The sequence below is a fragment of the Streptomyces sp. NPDC085937 genome, from assembly GCF_044540535.1.
Lineage (GTDB): Bacteria > Actinomycetota > Actinomycetes > Streptomycetales > Streptomycetaceae > Streptomyces.
In genome coordinates, this window is the sequence record NZ_JBITSH010000002.1 from 503,307 (window position 1) to 520,894 (window position 17,588).

The following is a 17,588-nucleotide window of genomic DNA, read 5'->3' on the forward strand; positions in this document are numbered from 1 at the left end:
GGGTCGCCCCCCGGGCAGGCATGGTCAGCCGGGGCAGCAGGGGCTGTTCTCCCGGCTGAAGGACGCGTTCAACGGGCGCTGACCCGCTTTCCCGCGGAGGGCCGCCGGTGTGCTCGGCGGCCCGCCGGAAAGTGGCGTATGCCACGGGGAAGGGCCAATGCCGTGTTGGTCGGGGGACGTGACAACATTCGTTCATGTCCTCCGTACTGACCGATCTCTTCCGGCACCCGATCGTGCAGGCGCCCATGGCGGGCGGTGTCTCGGTGCCGCAGCTCGCCGCCGCCGTGTCCGAGGCCGGCGGGCTCGGTTTCCTGGCCGCCGGGTACAAGACCGCGGACGGGATGTACCAGGAGATCAAGCAGCTGCGGGGACTGACCTCCCGCCCCTTCGGCGTCAACCTCTTCCTGCCCCAGCCGGAGACGGCCGACCCCGCCGCCGTCGACGTCTACGCCCACCAGTTGGCCGGCGAGGCCTCCTGGTACGAGACCGGGCTGGGCGACCCCGACAGCGGCCGTGACGACGGCTACGACGCCAAGCTCGCCGTGCTGCTCGACAACCCCGTGCCGGCCGTGTCGTTCCACTTCGGCGTGCCGGCCCGCGAGGTCGTCGACGCGCTGCACCGCGTCGGCACGGTCACGCTGGTCACCGCCACCACCCCCGAGGAGGCGCGCGCCGTGGAACGGGCCGGCGCCGACGCGGTGATCGCCCAGGGCGTGGAGGCCGGAGGTCACCAGGGCACCCACCGCGACGCCCCGGAGGCGGACGGCGGCGGCATCGGACTGCTGTCCCTGGTCACCCAGGTCCGCGAGTCCGTCGGCATCCCGGTCGTCGCCGCGGGCGGCATCATGCGCGGCGGGCAGATCGCCGCCGTGTGCGCCGCGGGGGCCGCCGCCGCCCAGCTCGGCACCGCCTTCGTCGCCGCCCACGAGTCCGGCGCGCACGCCCTGCACAAGCAGGCCCTGACCAATCCCCTCTTCGTCCGCACCGAGCTGACCCGTGCCTTCACCGGCCGCCCGGCGCGCGCCCTGGTCAACCGCTTCCTGCGCGAGCACGGCCCCTACGCGCCCGCCGCCTACCCGGAGGTCCACCACCTGACCGCGCCGCTGCGCAAGGCCGCCGCGAAGGCCGGGGACGCGCAGGGCCTCGCGATGTGGGCGGGACAGGGCCACCGGATGGCCCGCGAGCTGCCCGCCGGTCAGCTGGTGGAGGTGCTGGCCGCCGAACTGGCCGCCGCCCGGACAGCGTTGTCGGCGGGAGGTGCCCGATGACCGCGCCCGTCTTCGTCGTCGACCACTTCGACACCGGTGGCACCGGCCGTCATGTGCTCGACGGCCCCGAGGGGCGGCACGCCGTCTCCGTGAAGCGGCTGCGCGCCGGTGAGGAGGTCGTCCTCACCGACGGGGCGGGCCGCTGGGCCGCGGGCGAGGTGGACGGCACCGAGGGCAAGGACCGGCTGATCGTGCGGCTCGGCGAGATCGTCGAGGAGCCCGTCGAGACGCCCCGGCTGACCGTCGTGCAGGCGCTGCCCAAGGGCGACCGGGGTGAGCTGGCCGTGGAGACCATGACCGAGGTCGGCGTCGACGCGATCGTGCCCTGGTCGGCCTCGCGCTGCATCACCCAGTGGAAGGGCGAGCGGGGCGCGAAGGCCCTCGCCAAGTGGCGGGCGACGGCCCGGGAGGCGGGCAAGCAGTCGCGCCGGGTGCGGTTCCCGGAGGTCGCGGACGCGGCGACGAGCAAGGGGGTTGCCTCACTTCTCGCCGAAGCGGAGTTCGCGGCGGTGCTGCACGAGAGCGGGACGGAGCCGTTGGCCGGCGTTCCGTTGCCGGACTCCGGTGAGATCGTGCTGGTCGTGGGGCCCGAAGGCGGGGTGTCCCCGGAGGAGTTGGCGCTGTTCGAGAGCGTCGGGGCTCGGGCGTACCGGCTGGGGCGGAGTGTGCTGCGGACCTCCACGGCGGGGACGGCTGCGGCGGCGCTGCTGCTGGGGCGTACGGGTCGCTGGTCCTGACGCCACGGGGCTCCGCCCCGGACCCCGCTCCTCGAACGCCGGAGGGGCCGATGGTGTGGCTCCGCCCCTGCGAGGGGGCGCCACACGTGGCCCGATGCGCCCTACCGCCGCGCGAGCGGCAGTGGCACGCTGCCGTGCATGGGGGCGATGAACTGGACCCGACGAGGGCCGCGTTGGCGGCGGCACACCGCCGTCGTCGTGTTCGCCGTGGCCGCGGTCACCGGCGTGACCGCCTGTGAGGGCGGCAGCCTCAGCTCCGCCGCCGTCGCGCTCACCACCGACGGCACGGTGACGAAGGAGCTCAACCGGCAGAAGGACAAGGTGCGCTGGCTCACCTGCGACGCGTCCTTCGGTGACCGGGGCGGCTCCGCCTCACCGGCGTCGCGGGCGACCGCCGCCTCGGTCGACTGCGAGGGCGAGACCGAGGGCGGCAAGGAGATCACCGTCACCGGCGAGGTCACCCACGCCGTCAACGGCGCCTGCGTCCGCGGGGATCTCACCGCCGAGGTGGACGGCCGGCAGGTGTTCCACGTCGAGGGACTGGGCGACTGCGACTCCAAGAACCCGCCCCGGGTGGGCGATCCCACGCAGCGCGGCCCCGAGCCCACCGTCACCGTGACCGTCACGACGACGGTGTGGTGCGACCAGTACCCCTCCTGTCGCCCCGTCGAGGGCAAGTGATCCGAACCCCTGGCCCGACCGGGCGCGGCCCCCATAGGGTGATCGGGTGACACAGCCTGCATCGGTCGCATCCACCGCATACCTCCGGTTCCCGCATCTGCACGGCGAGTTGCTCGCCTTCACCGCCGAGGACGACGTGTGGCTCGCCCCGCTCGGCGGCGGCCGTGCCTGGCGGGCCAGCGCGGACAACGTGCCGGTGAACCATCCACGGATCTCCCCGGACGGCACCACCGTCGCCTGGACCTCCACCCGCGACGGCGCGCCCGAGGTGCACATCGCGCCCGTCGACGGCGGCCCCGCCCGGCGGCTGACCCACTGGGGCAGCCTGAGGACCCAGGTCCGCGGCTGGACCGCCGACGGCCGTGTCCTCGCGCTCAGCACGTACGGCCAGGCCAGCCTGCGCCGCACCTGGGCGCGCGCCGTGCCGCTCGACGGCGGCCCGGCCGAGACCCTGCCGTACGGTCCGGTCGGTGACGTCGCCGCCGGCCCGCACACCGTCCTGCTGTCCGCCACGATGGGCCGTGAGGCCGCCGCCTGGAAGCGCTACCGGGGCGGCACCGCGGGCAAGCTGTGGATCGACCGCGACGGCGACGGCGAGTTCGTCCGGCTGCACGAGGACCTCGACGGGAACATCGAGTACCCGCTGTGGGTCGGGGAGAGGGTCGCGTTCCTCTCCGACCACGAGGGCACGGGCGCGCTGTACTCGTCCCTCGCCGACGGCTCCGACCTGCGCCGCCACACGCCGCTCGGGGGTACCTCCCGCTCATGGGGGTCCCCCCGCTCGAGCGAAGTCGAGAGTGGGGGAGAAGCCGAGAGCGGGGGAGGCTTCTACGCCCGTCACGCGGCCACCGACGGCAGCAGGGTCGTGTACTCCAGCGCCGGCGAGCTGTGGATCCTCGACGACCTCGACACCGCCGAGCCGCGCCGCCTCGACGTCCGGCTCGGCGGGCAGCGCGTCGACCTCCAGCCGTTCCCGGTGAACGCGGCCCGCTGGTTCGGCTCCGCGTCCCCCGACCACACCGCGCGCGGCAGCGCCGTCTGCGTGCGCGGCACCGTCCACTGGGTCACCCACCGCTCCGGCCCCGCCCGCGCCCTCGCCGCGACCCCGGGCGTCCGCGCCCGCCGTCCGCGCACCTTCCGCGCGGACGGCGAGGAATGCGTGGTGTGGGTGACGGACGCCGAGGGCGACGACGCCCTGGAGTTCGCCCCCGCCACCGGACCGGCCCCCGGCGCCACCCCGCGCCGCCTGGCCGCCGGACAGCTCGGCCGGGTCGTGGAGCTGGCGATGGCGCCCGACGGCAGCCGCGCCGCGATCGCCTCGCACGACGGCCGCGTCCTGCTCGTGGAGCGGGAGACCGGCGAGGTCCGCGAGGTGGACCGGAGCGAGGACGGCGACGTCTCCGGGCTGGTCTTCTCACCCGACTCCACCTGGCTCGCCTGGTCCCACCCCGGCCCGCGTCCGCTCAGCCAGATCAAGCTCGCCAACACCACCGACCTGTCGGTCACCGAGGCGACCCCGCTGCGCTTCCAGGACTACGCGCCCGCCTTCACCCTCGACGGCAAGCACCTCGCGTTCCTGTCCACCCGCTCCTTCGACCCGGTCTACGACGAGCACGTCTTCGACCTGGCCTTCGTCGAGGGCGTACGGCCGTACCTGATCACGCTGGCGGCGACCACCCCGTCGCCGTTCGGGCCGCAGCGGCACGGCCGGCCCTTCGAGACCCCGGACCGGGACGAGACGCCCGACAGCGAGGGCACGCCCACCACGCGCATCGACCTCGACGGGCTGGCCGACCGCATCGTGCCCTTCCCGGTCGAGGCCTCCCGCTACAGCGACCTGCGCGCCGCCAAGGACGGCGTGCTCTGGCTGCGGCACCCGGTGCGCGGCGTGCTCGGCGCGTCCCGGGCCACGCCCGACGACCCGGACCCCAAGACCGAACTGGAGCGCTACGACCTCGCCCAGCAGCGCATTGAGCACCTCGCCGTCGACGCCGACCACTTCGAGGTCAGCGGGGACGGCAAGCGGGTGCTGCTGTGGACCGACGGACGGCTGAAGGTCGTGCCCAGCGACCGGCGCGCCTCCGGCGACGACGACAGCGACACCAACATCACCGTGGACCTCGCCCGGGTCCGCCAGTTCGTCGACCCGTCCGCCGAGTGGCGGCAGATGTTCGACGAGAACGGCCGCATCATGCGGGACAACTTCTGGCGTCCCGACATGAGCGGCGTCGACTGGGACGGGGTCCTGGACCGCTACCGTCCCGTCCTCGACCGGCTGGCCACCCACGACGACCTGGTGGACCTGCTGTGGGAGGTGCACGGCGAACTCGGCACCTCGCACGCCTACGTCACCCCGCGCGGCGGCTTCGGCGGCGGCGCCCGGCAGGGACTGCTCGGCGCAGACATCTCCCGGCACGAGGACGGCAGCTGGCGGGTGGACCGCGTCCTGCCCGCCGAGACCTCCGACCCGGAGGCCCGCTCCCCGCTCGCCGCGCCCGGCGTCGCGATCCGGCCCGGGGACGCGATCGTCGCCGTCGCCGGACAGCCGGTCGACCCGGTGACCGGACCGGCGCCGCTGCTCGTCGGCACGGCCGGCAAGCCCGTCGAACTGACCGTGTCACCGGCCGGCGGCGGAGAGCACCGGCACGCGGTCGTCGTCCCGCTCGCCGACGAGGAGCCGCTGCGCTACCACGCCTGGGTCGCCGACCGGCGCGCCTACGTGCTGGAGAAGTCCGGCGGCCGGCTCGGCTACATCCACGTCCCCGACATGCAGGCGCCCGGGTGGGCGCAGATCCACCGCGACCTGCGGGTGGAGGTGCTGCGCGAGGGGCTGGTCGTGGACGTGCGGGAGAACCGCGGCGGCCACACCTCGCAGCTCGTGGTGGAGAAGCTGGCCCGGCGGATCGTCGGCTGGGACCTGCCGCGCGGCATGCGCGCGGAGAGCTACCCGCGCGACGCGCCCCGGGGCCCCGTCGTCGCCGTCGCCAACGAGTTCTCCGGCTCCGACGGCGACATCGTCAACGCGGCGATCAAGGCGCTCGGCATCGGCCCCGTCGTCGGCACCCGCACCTGGGGCGGCGTCATCGGCATCGACAGCCGCTACCGGCTCGTCGACGGCACGCTCGTCACCCAGCCCAAGTACGCCTTCTGGCTGGAGGGGTACGGCTGGGACGTGGAGAACCACGGCGTCGACCCGGACGTGGAGGTCGTGCAGCGGCCGCAGGACCACGCCGCCGGGCGGGACGTCCAGCTGGACGAGGCGGTACGGCTGGCGCTGGAGGCGCTGGAGGAGACGCCCGCGAAGGTGGCGCCGGAGCTGTCGTGACCGGAGCTGTCGTGACCGGAGCCGTCGTGACCGGAGCCGTCGTGACCGCACCCGTGCGGCACGACGGCCCGGGGCCGGGTCGGTAGCATGCCCCTGTAGTGATCGTCTGTAGTGATCGTCGGGTCGAGGAGGGCGTATGGCAGGGGAACCTCAGGACGACTGTCTGTTCTGCAAGATCGTCGCGGGCAGCATCCCGGCGACGATCGTGCGCGAGACGGACACGACCGTCGCGTTCCGTGACATCAACCCCCAGGCGCCCACCCATGTCCTGGTGATCCCGAAGGCGCACCACCGGGACGCCGCGGCGCTCGCCGCCGAGGCGCCCGGGCTCGCCGCGGACGTGCTGCGCGAGACGCAGGCCGTCGCGGACGACGAGAAGCTGGAGAGCTACCGCATCGTCTTCAACACCGGCAGCGGCGCCGGCCAGACCGTGTGGCACGCGCACGCCCACGTCCTGGGCGGGCGCGGTCTCGAATGGCCCCCCGGATAAGCCTTGTCCGTCCGTGAACTGGTGGTGCTCGGCACCGCCAGCCAGGTCCCCACCCGGCACCGCAACCACAACGGCTACCTGCTGCGCTGGGACGGCGAGGGCGTCCTGTTCGACCCCGGCGAGGGCACCCAGCGCCAGATGCTGCGCGCCGGGGTCGCCGCCCACGACGTGCACCGCATCTGCGTCACCCACTTCCACGGCGACCACTCCCTGGGGCTCGCCGGGGTGATCCAGCGGATCAACCTCGACAAGGTGCCGCACCCGGTGACCGCGCACTACCCGCGCTCCGGGCAGCGGTTCTTCGACCGGCTGCGGTACGCGACCGCCTACCGCGAGACCGTCGCCCTCGCCGAGGAGCCCGTCGACACCGACGGCCCGCTCGCCCGCACCCCCGGCTACACGCTGGAGGCGCGCCGGCTCTCCCATCCCGTCGAGGCGTACGGCTACCGGCTCGTCGAGCCGGACGGCCGCCGCATGCTGCCCGACCGGCTCGCCGCGCACGGCATCAAGGGCCCGGACGTCGGCCGCCTCCAGCGCGAGGGCTCCCTGAAGGGGGTCGCCCTGGAGGACGTCAGCGAGGTGCGGCGCGGGCAGCGGTTCGCGTTCGTCATGGACACCCGGCTGTGCGACGGGGTGTACGCGCTCGCCGAGGGCTGCGACATGCTGGTCATCGAGTCGACCTTCCTCGACGAGGACGAGGAACTCGCCGTGGAGTTCGGCCACCTGACCGCCGGCCAGGCCGCCCGCGTGGCCCGCGAGGCGGGCGTACGGCATCTGGTGCTCACGCACTTCAGCCAGCGCTACCCGGATCCGGACGAGTTCGGACGCCAGGCGCGCGCGGCGGGGTACGAGGCGGACCTGACGGTGGCGAGGGACCTGCAGAGGATCCCCCTCCCCAAACGCCGAGCGTAGCTGCGGGCAGTCGTGCCGCGGGGCGCTGGGGGAGGGGGCGCGCCTCTGCGACGTCGGGTGCGGGTGGATGGTGGCTGGTCGCGCAGTTCCCCGCGCCCCTGAAGGGCGCCTGCGCTGAGGGCAGTCGTGCCGCTGGGGCGGTGGTGAGGGGTGGGCGCACCTCTGCGGCGCCGGGTGCGGGTGGTCGGTGGCGGGTCGCGCAGTTCCCCGCGCCGACAGGGGGCGCCGCCGCTGCGGGCAGTCGTGCCGCGGGGCGGCACGGGTGGGCGCGGCGGCACCTTTCAGCCGACCGCGGCTGTCCCCACGTACCTCACATCGCGCCCGGCGCCCTGGTGGCCGCCGCCGTGTCGTAGGCACCCCGCGCCGCCGCAGGCGTCCCGTCGAGGGGAATCTCGACCACCGGCTGCTCCGGCGCCCCGATCTCAGGAACCGGCCCCGTGGGCGTACCCGTGGTCGCGGCGACCAGTGCCGCCGCGTGACCGCCCCGCCGCCGCACCGCACCCGGCAGCAGCGGACGCCCGCCGGTGTGCAGGGCGACGCCGGTCATCGGCACCGCGACCAGCAGCAGACCCACCGCGAGCACCGCGCCCATGACCGGGAAGCCGGCCAGCGCGGACAGCACGCTGCCGGTGATCGGCCCGGCCGCCGTGCCGAGGGCGGACGCGGAGCCGACCAGCACCGCCCAGCGGCCCTTCGGGTCCAGCGAGGCGGCCAGCCCGATCAGGTACGACAGCACCACCGGGTAGAACGTGTTCCAGGCGATCTCGCCCGAGGCGAAGCTCCCGAGCCCGTCGGCCGAGGCGCTCAGCGCGATGCAGCCGGCGATGACGACCGTGCCGCCGCCGATGGGCAGCGCGCGCCCGAGACGTGAGCCGAGCGCGCCCGCGCCGAGCACACCCAGCAGGCCCGCGCCCAACGCCAGCGCGAAGACCACGCCCACGGTCGGTTCGGACAGGCGCGCCTGGTCGACGCCGATGCGCCCGCTGACGCCCCACAGCGCGTTCTGCGCCATGGACCACAGCAGCATCGCCCCGGCCAGCACCATGCCCGAACGCAGGTGCGGCAGGCGGTCCGTGCCGGTGCCGTAGGCGTCGGTGTGCGGCTCCGCCGGGAGCGGGCCGGCCGTCCCGCCGGGCAGCCGGGAGGTCAGCGGCCACACCGCGAGCGCCGTGAGGGCGATGGCGGCGAGGGTCAGCCCGTGCCCGGGCAGGTGCGGCACCGTCAGATAGACGGCGCCCGCCAGCGCGGACACGCTGAGCAGTCCCAGGGTGGAGGCCCGGTGCGGGTCCTTCTCCGCGGCGATCCGGGTGGCGGCGACCGTGGTGGCCGTGCCCGAGCCGAACCCGCCGATCACGGCACCGGCGACCACGGCCGGTACGGAGGTGGTCAGGGCGGCCCCGCCGTAGCCGACGACGGCGAGGAGCAGCCCGAGGCGGGACAGGGTCCGCGGCCCGGTCCGCTCGACGTGCGAGGCCAGCAGGAAGCCTGCCGTGGCGGAGCTGAGCAGCAGCAGGCTGCCGACGGCCCCCGCCTGGGTGGCCGACAGGGCCAGGCCGCGTTCCAGCCGGCCGACGGTGGTGGGCAGCAGATACGGCGCGAGGTACCCGGCCGTGAAGAGGGCGACGAGGGGCCAGGGGGTGGTGCGAGGGGCGAACACGGGCGTTCCCAAGGCGTGCGAAAGGGACGGTGCGAGAAAGGAGATGTGGGGGCGACGACCGTCGACGGACGAGAACGCGCGGGCAATTTGTATCAAGCGGGAGCGGTGCGACGGCAGCGAGGTTGATGTGATCTAGGTCACTCTTTTGTTTGGACGTTTGAGGGGCTGGGTAACAGCGCGCTTTTCGCGCCCCGGCGTGCGCTGGGCGACCGCTGCCCGACGGCCGACCGCCCCATTGACGCCCCCGGTTCACCCCTCTAGCCTTCGTTCTCATACATGGATGCCGTCCATGTAGGGAGATGGGCGAGAGTGAGCCCCGGCACCGATGCAGGCGGCAGCGACCTCACCGCCCTCAGGACCCCGCACGACGCCGGACCCGACCTCGTAGGAGCCGCCCTGTGACCGCATCCACCTCCCGGGACGACCTGACCGTCACCGAGGTCCGCCTCACCCCGGTGCTGGTCGCCGACCCGCCCCTGCTCAACACCCAGGGCGTGCACCAGCCGTACACCCCCCGGCTGATCGTGGAGGTGGTGACCGCCGGCGGCATCACCGGCCTCGGCGAGACCTACGGCGACACCAAGTACCTGGAACTGGCCCGGCCGCTCGCCGACAAGCTCGTCGGACACCCGGCCGGCGACCTGAACAGGCTGTTCGCCGAGGCCGACGACATAGCCGTCGACGCCGCCCGGGTCTCCGGCCAGGTCGACGTCGGCGGACTGCGGGGCGTGCAGACCGCCGACAAGCTGCGGCTGTCCGTGCTGTCCGCCCTGGAGGTCGCCTGCCTCGACGCCCTCGGCAGGAGCCTCGGCCTGCCCGTGCACGCCTTGCTCGGCGGCAAGGTGCGCGACGCGGTGGAGTACAGCGCGTACCTGTTCTACAAGTGGGCCGACCACCCCGAGGGGGTGCCGGCGGAGAAGGACGACTGGGGCGCCGCCGTCGACCCGGCGGGCGTCGTCGAGCAGGCCCGCCGGTTCAAGGAGGTGTACGGCTTCACGTCGTTCAAGCTGAAGGGCGGCGTCTTCCCGCCGGACGAGGAGATCGCCGCCGTCCGCGCGCTCGCCGCCGCGTTCCCCGGACACCCGCTGCGCCTCGACCCCAACGGCGCCTGGTCCGTGGAGACCTCGATCAAGGTCGCCGAGGAGCTCGGGGACGTCCTGGAGTACCTGGAGGACCCCGCCCTCGGTACGCCCGCCATGGCCGAGGTGGCCGCCCGGACCGGAGTGCCGCTCGCCACCAACATGTGCGTGACGACGTTCGCCGAGATCAAGGAGGCGTTCACCCGGGACGCCGTCCAGGTGGTCCTCTCCGACCACCACTACTGGGGCGGCCTGCGCAACACCCAGCAGCTCGCGGCGATCTGCCGCACCTTCGGCGTGGGCGTCTCCATGCACTCCAACACGCACCTGGGCATCAGCCTCGCCGCCATGACCCACGTGGCGGCCACCGTGCCCAACCTGCACCACGCCTGCGACTCCCACTACCCCTGGCAGTCCGAGGACGTCCTCACCGAGCGGCTCACCTTCGAGGGCGGCACCGTACGGGTCCCGGACGCGCCCGGCCTCGGCGTCGAACTCGACCGGGACCGGATGGCCTTCCTGCACCGGCGGTGGCTGGACGACGACGGCACGCTGCGCGACCGCGACGACACGGCCGCCATGCGGATCGCCGAGCCGGGCTGGACCCGGCCCGCCGTGCCCCGCTGGTGACGCTCCTCTGAGCGGCCCCCCGGGACGGCGGTCGGTACGGCCCCCGGGACGGCGGTCGGTACGGCCCCCGGGGCGGCTCGGCGTGACGGCGGCCGGCCTGTCGGCGGTGTGGTGCACACTGGCTGAAACCGCACCACGTCATGTACCACGTCAGGGAGCGCACCGTGATGGCGTCCACCGGGAAGAGGGACGGGAAGAGGGCCGGCAAGAGAGCCGGGCAGGAACCGGCCGCGGGACCCTGCCCGCCCCACGTCGACCCGCTCGCCGCCCTGCGCGGCCCGGACGACCCCGCCTGGGACGTCTACCTCACCGGCACCGTCTTCCTCGACATCGTCTTCACCGGGCTCGGCTCCGCCCCCGTGCGCGGCACCGAGTCCTGGGCGCGCGGCATGGGGTCGAGCCCGGGCGGCGTGGCCAACATGGCCACCGCCCTGGCCCGGCTCGGCCTGCGCACCTCCCTCGCGGCCGCCTTCGGCGACGACCACTACGGCGAGTACTGCTGGGACGCGCTGGAACAGGGCGAGGGCATCGACCTCTCCCCGTCCCGCACGGTCCCCGGCTGGCACTCCCCGGTCACCGTCTCCATGGCGTACGAGGGCGAGCGCACGATGGTCTCCCACGGCCACGAACCGCCTCCCGAGGAGCCGGCCCCCGACTGTCCGCCCCGGGCCCGCGCCGCCGTCGCCTCCCTCACCCCCGGCCACAGCGCCCCCTGGATCGCGCAGGCGGCCCGCAGGGGCACCCGCATCTTCGGCGACGTCGGCTGGGACGACACCGGGGCGTGGGACCTGGCGGGCCTGGACGACCTCAGGTACTGCGAGGCGTTCCTGCCGAACGCCGAGGAGGCCATGCGCTACACCGGCACCGACACCCCGCGCGCCGCCGCCCACGCCCTCACCGAGCACGTCCCGGTCGCCGTGGTCACGCTGGGCGCGGAGGGCGCGTACGCGGTGGACCGGCGGACGGGAGAGACCGCGTCGGTGCCGGCCATCGAGGTGGAGGCGCTGGACCCGACGGGCGCGGGAGACGTGTTCGTCGCCGGCTTCGTCACCGGCACGCTCGCGGGCTGGCCGCTGGCCGACCGGCTGGCCTTCGCGGGACTGACGGCCGCGCTGTCCGTGCAGGAGTTCGGCGGCTCGCTGTCCGCGCCGGGCTGGGCGGAGATCGCCGGGTGGTGGCGCAGGGTGCAGTCGGTCGAGGGCCAGGACCCCTCCGCGCTGCGGCGCTACGGCTTCCTGGCCGGGCTGGTCCCTGAGGAGGCGGTGCGGCCCTGGCCGCTGCGGCGCGCGGTGCCGACGATCGGGTTCCGCCGGTCGGCCTGAGACGCCGACCGACCGAGATGCCGCTGGGCCCGTGACGCCGGTCGGCCTGAGACGGCGTCCTCGGGGAAGGGGACGAACGGGGTCGATCGCCCGGTCGGATAAAAGGCCTACGGGCTTGTCACCCCTCCGTCGTACCCTGGGAATCGCGAGGCCGCCCACAGCTGCGCGGCCGTGACGAGGAGGAACCGCAGGCCTCAGAGCCGGCCCATGACTCAGACACCCACAGCTCACACCCCCGCGCAGGGGGAGGCGAGAGTGCAGTTCACCGTTCCCGCCCAGCACCCCATGGTGACCGTGCTGGGATCCGGCGACTCCCTCCTGCGTGTGATCGAGAAGGCCTTCCCGGGGGCCGACATCCACGTCCGGGGCAACGAGATCAGCGCGGTCGGCGACGCCACTGAGGTCGCCCTCGTCTCGCGCGTGTTCGACGAGATGATGCTGGTGCTCCGCACCGGTCAGCCGATGACGGAGGACGCAGTGGAACGCTCGATCGCCATGCTCAAGGCGAGCGAAAGCGGGGAGAGCGACGGCCAGGAGACCCCGGCCCAGGTGCTCACGCAGAACATCCTGTCCTCGCGCGGTCGCACGATCCGCCCCAAGACGCTCAACCAGAAGCGTTACGTGGACGCGATCGACAAGCACACCATCGTCTTCGGCATCGGTCCCGCGGGCACCGGCAAGACCTACCTGGCCATGGCCAAGGCCGTGCAGGCCCTGCAGTCCAAGCAGGTCAACCGCATCATCCTGACCCGGCCGGCGGTCGAGGCGGGCGAGCGGCTGGGCTTCCTGCCGGGCACGCTCTACGAGAAGATCGACCCGTACCTGCGCCCCCTGTACGACGCGCTGCACGACATGCTCGACCCCGACTCGATCCCCCGGCTGATGGCCGCGGGCACCATCGAGGTCGCGCCCCTGGCGTACATGCGCGGCCGCACGCTCAACGACGCGTTCATCATCCTGGACGAGGCCCAGAACACGAGCCCCGAACAGATGAAGATGTTCCTCACCCGCCTCGGCTTCGACTCGAAGATCGTGATCACGGGTGACGTGACCCAGGTGGACCTGCCCGACGGCACCAAGTCCGGTCTGCGGCAGGTGCAGGACATCCTGGAGGGCCTGGACGACGTCCACTTCTCCCGGCTGTCGTCGCAGGATGTCGTCCGGCACAAGCTGGTGGGCCGTATCGTCGACGCGTACGAGAAGTACGACAGCACGCACGGCACCGAGAACGGCACCCACAAGGGCGGCCGCGGCCGGTCCGGGCACAAGGGGAAGTAGACCGAGCACCAGATGTCGATCGACGTCAACAACGAGTCCGGAACCGAGGTCGACGAGCAGGCGATCCTCGACATCGCCCGCTACGCGCTCGCGCGGATGCGGATCCACCCGCTCTCCGAGCTCTCGGTGATCGTGGTGGACGCCGGCGCCATGGAGCAGCTGCACATCCAGTGGATGGACCTGCCCGGGCCCACGGACGTCATGTCGTTCCCCATGGACGAGCTGCGGCCCCCGTCGAAGGACGACGACGAACCGCCGCAGGGGCTGCTCGGCGACATCGTGCTCTGCCCCGAGGTCGCCGCCAAGCAGGGCGAGGAAGCACCGACGCGGCACACCATGGACGAGGAGCTGCAGCTGCTCACCGTCCACGGTGTGCTGCACCTGCTCGGCTACGACCACGAGGAACCGGACGAGAAGGCCGAGATGTTCGGCCTTCAGGCCGCCATCGTGGACGGCTGGCGCGCGGAGAAGGGCCTCACCGGCCCATCTCCCGCCCCGACCGTGTCATGAGCGCGCAACTCGTCCTGGGGGCCCTCGCGCTGGTCGTCGTCGCCTGGCTCGCCGCCTGCGCGGAGGCCGGCATCGCGCGCGTCTCCAGCTTCCGCGCCGAGGAGGCCGTACGCTCCGGCCGCCGGGGCAGCGCCAAGCTCGCGCAGATCGCCGCGGACCCCACCCGCTACCTCAACGTGGCGCTGCTGGTCCGCATCATCTGCGAGATGTCCGCCGCCTCGCTGATCACCTACGGCAGCGTGCGTGAGTTCGACGGGACGGCCGAGGCGCTGCTGATCGCCATCGCCATCATGGTGCTCGTCTCCTACGTCGCCGTCGGGGTCTCCCCGCGCACCATCGGCCGGCAGCACCCGCTGAACACGGGCACGGCCGCCGCGTACGTGCTCGTGCCGCTGGCCCGGATCATGGGCCCGATCCCCTCGCTGCTGATCCTGATCGGCAACGCCCTCACGCCCGGCAAGGGCTTCCGGCACGGCCCCTTCGCCTCCGAGGCGGAGCTGCGCGCGCTGGTGGACCTCGCGGAGGCGGAGTCACTGATCGAGGACGAGGAGCGCCGCATGGTGCACTCGGTCTTCGAGCTGGGTGACACCCTGGTGCGCGAGGTGATGGTGCCGCGCACCGACCTGGTCGTCATCGAGCGGTACAAGACCATCCGGCAGGCCCTCACCCTCGCCCTGCGCTCCGGTTTCTCCCGCATCCCGGTGACCGGCGAGAGCGAGGACGACATCGTCGGGATCGTCTACCTCAAGGACCTGGCCCGCAAGACGCACATCAGCCGGGACGCGGAGAACGAACTGGTGTCCACGGCGATGCGGCCGGCCTTCTTCGTGCCCGACACCAAGAACGCCGGCGACCTGCTGCGCGAGATGCAGAAGGAACGCAACCACGTCGCCGTCGCGGTCGACGAGTACGGCGGCACGGCGGGCATCGTCACCATCGAGGACATCCTCGAGGAGATCGTCGGCGAGATCACCGACGAGTACGACCGCGAACTGCCCCCCGTGGAGGAGCTGGGCGAGGACCGCTACCGGGTCACCGCCCGCCTCGACATCACCGACCTGGGTGAGCTGTACGGGCTGGAGGAGTTCGACGACGAGGACGTCGAGACCGTCGGCGGACTGCTCGCCAAGCGCCTGGGCCGGGTGCCGATCGCGGACGCCTCGGCCGTCATGGAGCTGCCGGACGGGCGGGAGCTGCGGCTCACCGCGGAGTCCTCCGCCGGACGCCGCAACAAGATCGTGACGGTGCTGGTGGAGCCGGTGGGCCCGGCGAAGCCGCCGGCCGGCGAGGAGGCGGGGGAGGAGTGACCCCGGAGCGGCTGCGCGCCCTCTGCCTGTCCTTCAACGCGGCGGTGGAGGAGTTCCCCTTCAGCCCGGAAACCTCGGTCTTCAAGGTGCTGGGGAAGATGTTCGCCCTGACGGCCCTGGACGCGCGCCCGCTCAAGGTCAACCTCAAGTGCGACCCGCAGGACGCGATCCGTCTCCGCGCCGAGCACCCGGACCTGATCGTGCCGGGCTGGCACATGAACAAGCGGCACTGGAACACGGTGACGGTGTCCGGCGGACCCGCCGGCGAGCTCCCGGAACGCCTGGTCAGGGAACTGGTGGAGGACTCCTACGACCTGGTCGTCGCCGGTCTCCCACGAGCGGACCGCCTCCGCCTCGACCGGCCGTAGCGCCCCCTTATGCTCGGATCATGACCGAGACTCCCGACCTCGACCCCGAGGACCGCAAGATCGTGACCCTGGCCCGCTCCGTCCGGGCCCGCAACGGCGTGCCCGAGGGTGCGGCCGTACGCGACGAGACCGGCCGTACGTACGTCGCCGGTACCGTCGCCCTAGACTCGCTCCAGCTCAGCGCCCTGCGTACGGCGGTGGCGATGGCGGTGGTGTCCGGCGCGACCTCGCTGGAGGCGGCGGCGGTGGTGACGGCGGCGGAGTCGGCCTCCGCGGAGGACCGCGCGGCCGTACGGGACCTGGGCGGGGCGGACACGCCGGTGCTGGTGGCCGGCCCGGACGGCACGGTCCGCGAGACGCTCACCGCGGGCTGATCCGGGCCCGGTCACGCCACCGCGGTGTCACCGCAGGTGGTGAGGCTCTTCGGCTTCATCACCATCACCTGCGCGGCGACGGGGCCGCAGGCCCCGGGGCCGTTCGTGTTCGCTGACCCCTCGTCGGCCGATCTGGGTCGGGCATCGAGCGGGTGCCCGGCCTGGATCGTCGCGTCGGCCGTCTTCGTTGGTGACGGGCTTCTCGATGGCATGCAGGGCCCGCTCGGGTAGTTGGCTTTGCGGTACTGCATGCTTTCCGACATCGCCGGAGGGGGGCAACAACCCCGTTGGGTAGGGGCGTTGACGTGACTCCCGCGGGGTGCGGATGATCCGGGCCATGGTGACGACGAATCCGATGCCCCGTTTCCCGGCCGGCTTCCTGTGGGGTGTGTCGACCTCGGCGCACCAGATCGAGGGCGCCGCGGACGAGCGCGAACCGTCGGTGTGGGACCAGTTCACCGCCGAGCCAGGGAAGGTGCGGGACGGCTCCACGGCGCGGGTGGCCTGCGACCACGTCCACCGCCACCGCGAGGACGTGGCGTTGCTCGCGGACCTCGGCGTGGACGCGTACCGCTTCTCGGTGTCCTGGCCGCGGGTGCGGGCCGAGGGCGGTCTCGACTTCTACGACCGGCTGGTCGACGACCTGCTGGCGGCGGGCGTACGGCCGGTGCCGACGCTGTTCCACTGGGACCTGCCGGCGGACCTGGACTGGCTGGAGCGGGACACGGCGGAGCGGTTCGCGGAGTACGTGGCGCGGGTCGCCGCGCGCCTCGGTGACCGCGTGGCCAAGTGGATCACGCTGAACGAGCCCGCCGAGCACACCCTGCTGGGGCACGCGCTCGGTGTGCACGCACCCGGCCGGACGCTGCTGTTCGACGCGCTGCCGGTGGCCCACCACCAGCTGCTGGCGCACGGCCTGGCGGTACGGGCGTTGCGCGCGGCCGGGGCCGGCGACATCGGCATCGCGAACTCCCACGGCCCGACCTGGGCCGCGTCCAGGGACGAGGCGGACGTGGCGGCCGCCGACTTCTACGACGTCCTGCTGAACCGCCTGTTCGCCGACCCGCTGCTGCTCGGCCGCTATCCCGAGGGCATCGGCGAGCTGATGCCGGGCGACGTCGAGGCGGACCTGAAGGTCATCGCCGAGCCCATCGACTGGTACGGGATCAACTACTACGCGCCGACGCGGGTGGGCGCGCCGCAGGGCGCCGAGATCGACTTCGGCGGTGTCCGTATGCCGGCCGGACTCCCCTTCTCCGTACGGGAGATCGAGGGATACCCGGTGACGGACTTCGGCTGGCCGGTGGTCCCGGAAGGGCTGACGGACCTGCTCACCACCTTCCGCGCCCGCTACGGCGACCGCCTCCCCCCGGTCGTCGTCACGGAGAACGGCTGCGCGTACGAGGGACTGGACGACACCGGCCGCGTCACCTACCTCGACGGCCACGTCCGCGCCCTGCACCGGGCGGTGGAGGCGGGCGTGGACGTACGCGGCTACTTCGTGTGGTCCCTCATGGACAACTTCGAGTGGGCGGAAGGGTACGCGCGCCGCTTCGGCCTGGTCCACGTGGACTTCACGACCCAGCGGCGCACCCCGAAGGCGTCGTACGGCTGGTACAGGAAGATGCTGTGCGAGCAGCGCGGCTGACG

At 73.3% G+C, this 17,588-nt stretch carries 16 protein-coding genes; 14 read left to right on the forward strand and 2 right to left on the reverse strand.

Going from position 1 to position 17,588, the window contains the following annotated elements:
• Positions 1-194: 194 nt before the first annotated feature.
• The 6 genes from ACIF8S_RS05720 to ACIF8S_RS05745 all read left to right on the forward strand — a co-directional run bounded on the left by ACIF8S_RS05720 (position 195) and on the right by ACIF8S_RS05745 (position 7,413).
• A complete protein-coding gene (locus ACIF8S_RS05720; RefSeq protein ID WP_399997512.1) occupies positions 195-1,268 on the forward strand; it encodes a nitronate monooxygenase in 1,074 nt (357 codons plus the stop codon).
• Positions 1,265-2,005, forward strand: coding sequence for a 16S rRNA (uracil(1498)-N(3))-methyltransferase (locus ACIF8S_RS05725; RefSeq protein ID WP_399997513.1), 741 nt, complete (start codon positions 1,265-1,267; stop codon positions 2,003-2,005). Before ACIF8S_RS05720 ends, ACIF8S_RS05725 begins: the two co-directional genes overlap by 4 nt.
• 138 nt (positions 2,006-2,143) lie before the next feature.
• Complete coding sequence (locus tag ACIF8S_RS05730) at positions 2,144-2,686, forward strand: hypothetical protein (protein WP_399997515.1); 543 nt, start codon at positions 2,144-2,146, stop codon at positions 2,684-2,686.
• Positions 2,687-2,732: 46 nt separating this feature from the next.
• Positions 2,733-6,011, forward strand: coding sequence for a S41 family peptidase (locus ACIF8S_RS05735; protein WP_399997516.1), 3,279 nt, complete (start codon positions 2,733-2,735; stop codon positions 6,009-6,011).
• A 136-nt stretch (positions 6,012-6,147) separates the two neighbouring features.
• Positions 6,148-6,501, forward strand: a complete 354-nt coding sequence (locus tag ACIF8S_RS05740) for a histidine triad nucleotide-binding protein (RefSeq protein ID WP_215213067.1) — start codon at positions 6,148-6,150, stop codon at positions 6,499-6,501.
• 3 nt (positions 6,502-6,504) lie between these two features.
• Positions 6,505-7,413: a ribonuclease Z gene (locus tag ACIF8S_RS05745; RefSeq protein ID WP_399997518.1), complete on the forward strand. Its 909-nt coding sequence runs from the start codon at positions 6,505-6,507 to the stop codon at positions 7,411-7,413.
• Between the two features lie 310 nt (positions 7,414-7,723).
• On the opposite strand, the gene ACIF8S_RS05750 is transcribed toward ACIF8S_RS05745, so the two are convergent.
• Positions 7,724-9,070 (reverse strand): MFS transporter, encoded by a 1,347-nt coding sequence (locus tag ACIF8S_RS05750; RefSeq protein WP_399997519.1) that lies wholly within the window; start codon positions 9,068-9,070, stop codon positions 7,724-7,726.
• Positions 9,071-9,468: 398 nt separating this feature from the next.
• Here ACIF8S_RS05750 and ACIF8S_RS05755 point away from each other — a divergent pair, with 398 nt between their 5' ends.
• From ACIF8S_RS05755 to ACIF8S_RS05785, 7 genes are all read left to right on the forward strand, one after another.
• Positions 9,469-10,779: a glucarate dehydratase family protein gene (locus tag ACIF8S_RS05755; protein ID WP_399997521.1), complete on the forward strand. Its 1,311-nt coding sequence runs from the start codon at positions 9,469-9,471 to the stop codon at positions 10,777-10,779.
• Positions 10,780-10,946: 167 nt separating this feature from the next.
• The gene (locus ACIF8S_RS05760; protein ID WP_399997522.1) at positions 10,947-12,101 is read left to right on the forward strand and encodes a carbohydrate kinase family protein; all 1,155 of its coding nucleotides are present in this window, start codon (positions 10,947-10,949) and stop codon (positions 12,099-12,101) included.
• A gap of 207 nt (positions 12,102-12,308) precedes the next feature.
• Entirely contained in the window at positions 12,309-13,379 is a 1,071-nt protein-coding gene (locus ACIF8S_RS05765) for a PhoH family protein (RefSeq protein WP_145825646.1), read from the forward strand.
• 12 nt (positions 13,380-13,391) lie between these two features.
• Complete coding sequence (ybeY, locus tag ACIF8S_RS05770; RefSeq protein ID WP_024888363.1) at positions 13,392-13,889, forward strand: rRNA maturation RNase YbeY; 498 nt, start codon at positions 13,392-13,394, stop codon at positions 13,887-13,889.
• The gene (locus tag ACIF8S_RS05775) at positions 13,886-15,196 is read left to right on the forward strand and encodes a hemolysin family protein (protein ID WP_356788212.1); all 1,311 of its coding nucleotides are present in this window, start codon (positions 13,886-13,888) and stop codon (positions 15,194-15,196) included. Before ybeY ends, ACIF8S_RS05775 begins: the two co-directional genes overlap by 4 nt.
• A complete protein-coding gene (locus ACIF8S_RS05780) occupies positions 15,193-15,564 on the forward strand; it encodes an MmcQ/YjbR family DNA-binding protein (RefSeq protein ID WP_399997524.1) in 372 nt (123 codons plus the stop codon). The genes ACIF8S_RS05775 and ACIF8S_RS05780 overlap by 4 nt, the downstream gene beginning before the upstream one ends.
• Positions 15,565-15,584: 20 nt before the next feature.
• Positions 15,585-15,938: a cytidine deaminase gene (locus ACIF8S_RS05785; RefSeq protein ID WP_399997525.1), complete on the forward strand. Its 354-nt coding sequence runs from the start codon at positions 15,585-15,587 to the stop codon at positions 15,936-15,938.
• A gap of 11 nt (positions 15,939-15,949) precedes the next feature.
• On the opposite strand, the gene ACIF8S_RS05790 is transcribed toward ACIF8S_RS05785, so the two are convergent.
• The gene (locus tag ACIF8S_RS05790) at positions 15,950-16,201 is read right to left on the reverse strand and encodes a hypothetical protein (protein ID WP_399997526.1); all 252 of its coding nucleotides are present in this window, start codon (positions 16,199-16,201) and stop codon (positions 15,950-15,952) included.
• Positions 16,202-16,275: 74 nt separating this feature from the next.
• On the opposite strand from ACIF8S_RS05790, the gene ACIF8S_RS05795 reads away from it, so the two are divergent.
• Positions 16,276-17,586, forward strand: a complete 1,311-nt coding sequence (locus ACIF8S_RS05795; RefSeq protein ID WP_399997527.1) for a GH1 family beta-glucosidase — start codon at positions 16,276-16,278, stop codon at positions 17,584-17,586.
• Positions 17,587-17,588 lie beyond the last annotated feature (2 nt).

What these genes read in the sequence shown, in the direction of transcription:
- ACIF8S_RS05765 (WP_145825646.1), top strand. Translation starts at nt 12,309, where the DNA reads ATGACTCAGACACCCACAGCTCACACCCCCGCGCAGGGGGAGGCGAGA.
- ACIF8S_RS05730 (WP_399997515.1), top strand. Translation starts at nt 2,144, where the DNA reads ATGGGGGCGATGAACTGGACCCGACGAGGGCCGCGTTGGCGGCGGCAC.
- ACIF8S_RS05720 (WP_399997512.1), top strand. Translation starts at nt 195, where the DNA reads ATGTCCTCCGTACTGACCGATCTCTTCCGGCACCCGATCGTGCAGGCG.
- ACIF8S_RS05760 (WP_399997522.1), top strand. Translation starts at nt 10,947, where the DNA reads ATGGCGTCCACCGGGAAGAGGGACGGGAAGAGGGCCGGCAAGAGAGCC.
- ACIF8S_RS05775 (WP_356788212.1), top strand. Translation starts at nt 13,886, where the DNA reads ATGAGCGCGCAACTCGTCCTGGGGGCCCTCGCGCTGGTCGTCGTCGCC.
- ACIF8S_RS05740 (WP_215213067.1), top strand. Translation starts at nt 6,148, where the DNA reads ATGGCAGGGGAACCTCAGGACGACTGTCTGTTCTGCAAGATCGTCGCG.
- ACIF8S_RS05725 (WP_399997513.1), top strand. Translation starts at nt 1,265, where the DNA reads ATGACCGCGCCCGTCTTCGTCGTCGACCACTTCGACACCGGTGGCACC.
- ACIF8S_RS05790 (WP_399997526.1), bottom strand. Translation starts at nt 16,201, where the DNA reads ATGTCGGAAAGCATGCAGTACCGCAAAGCCAACTACCCGAGCGGGCCC.
- ACIF8S_RS05785 (WP_399997525.1), top strand. Translation starts at nt 15,585, where the DNA reads ATGACCGAGACTCCCGACCTCGACCCCGAGGACCGCAAGATCGTGACC.
- ybeY (WP_024888363.1), top strand. Translation starts at nt 13,392, where the DNA reads ATGTCGATCGACGTCAACAACGAGTCCGGAACCGAGGTCGACGAGCAG.
- ACIF8S_RS05795 (WP_399997527.1), top strand. Translation starts at nt 16,276, where the DNA reads ATGGTGACGACGAATCCGATGCCCCGTTTCCCGGCCGGCTTCCTGTGG.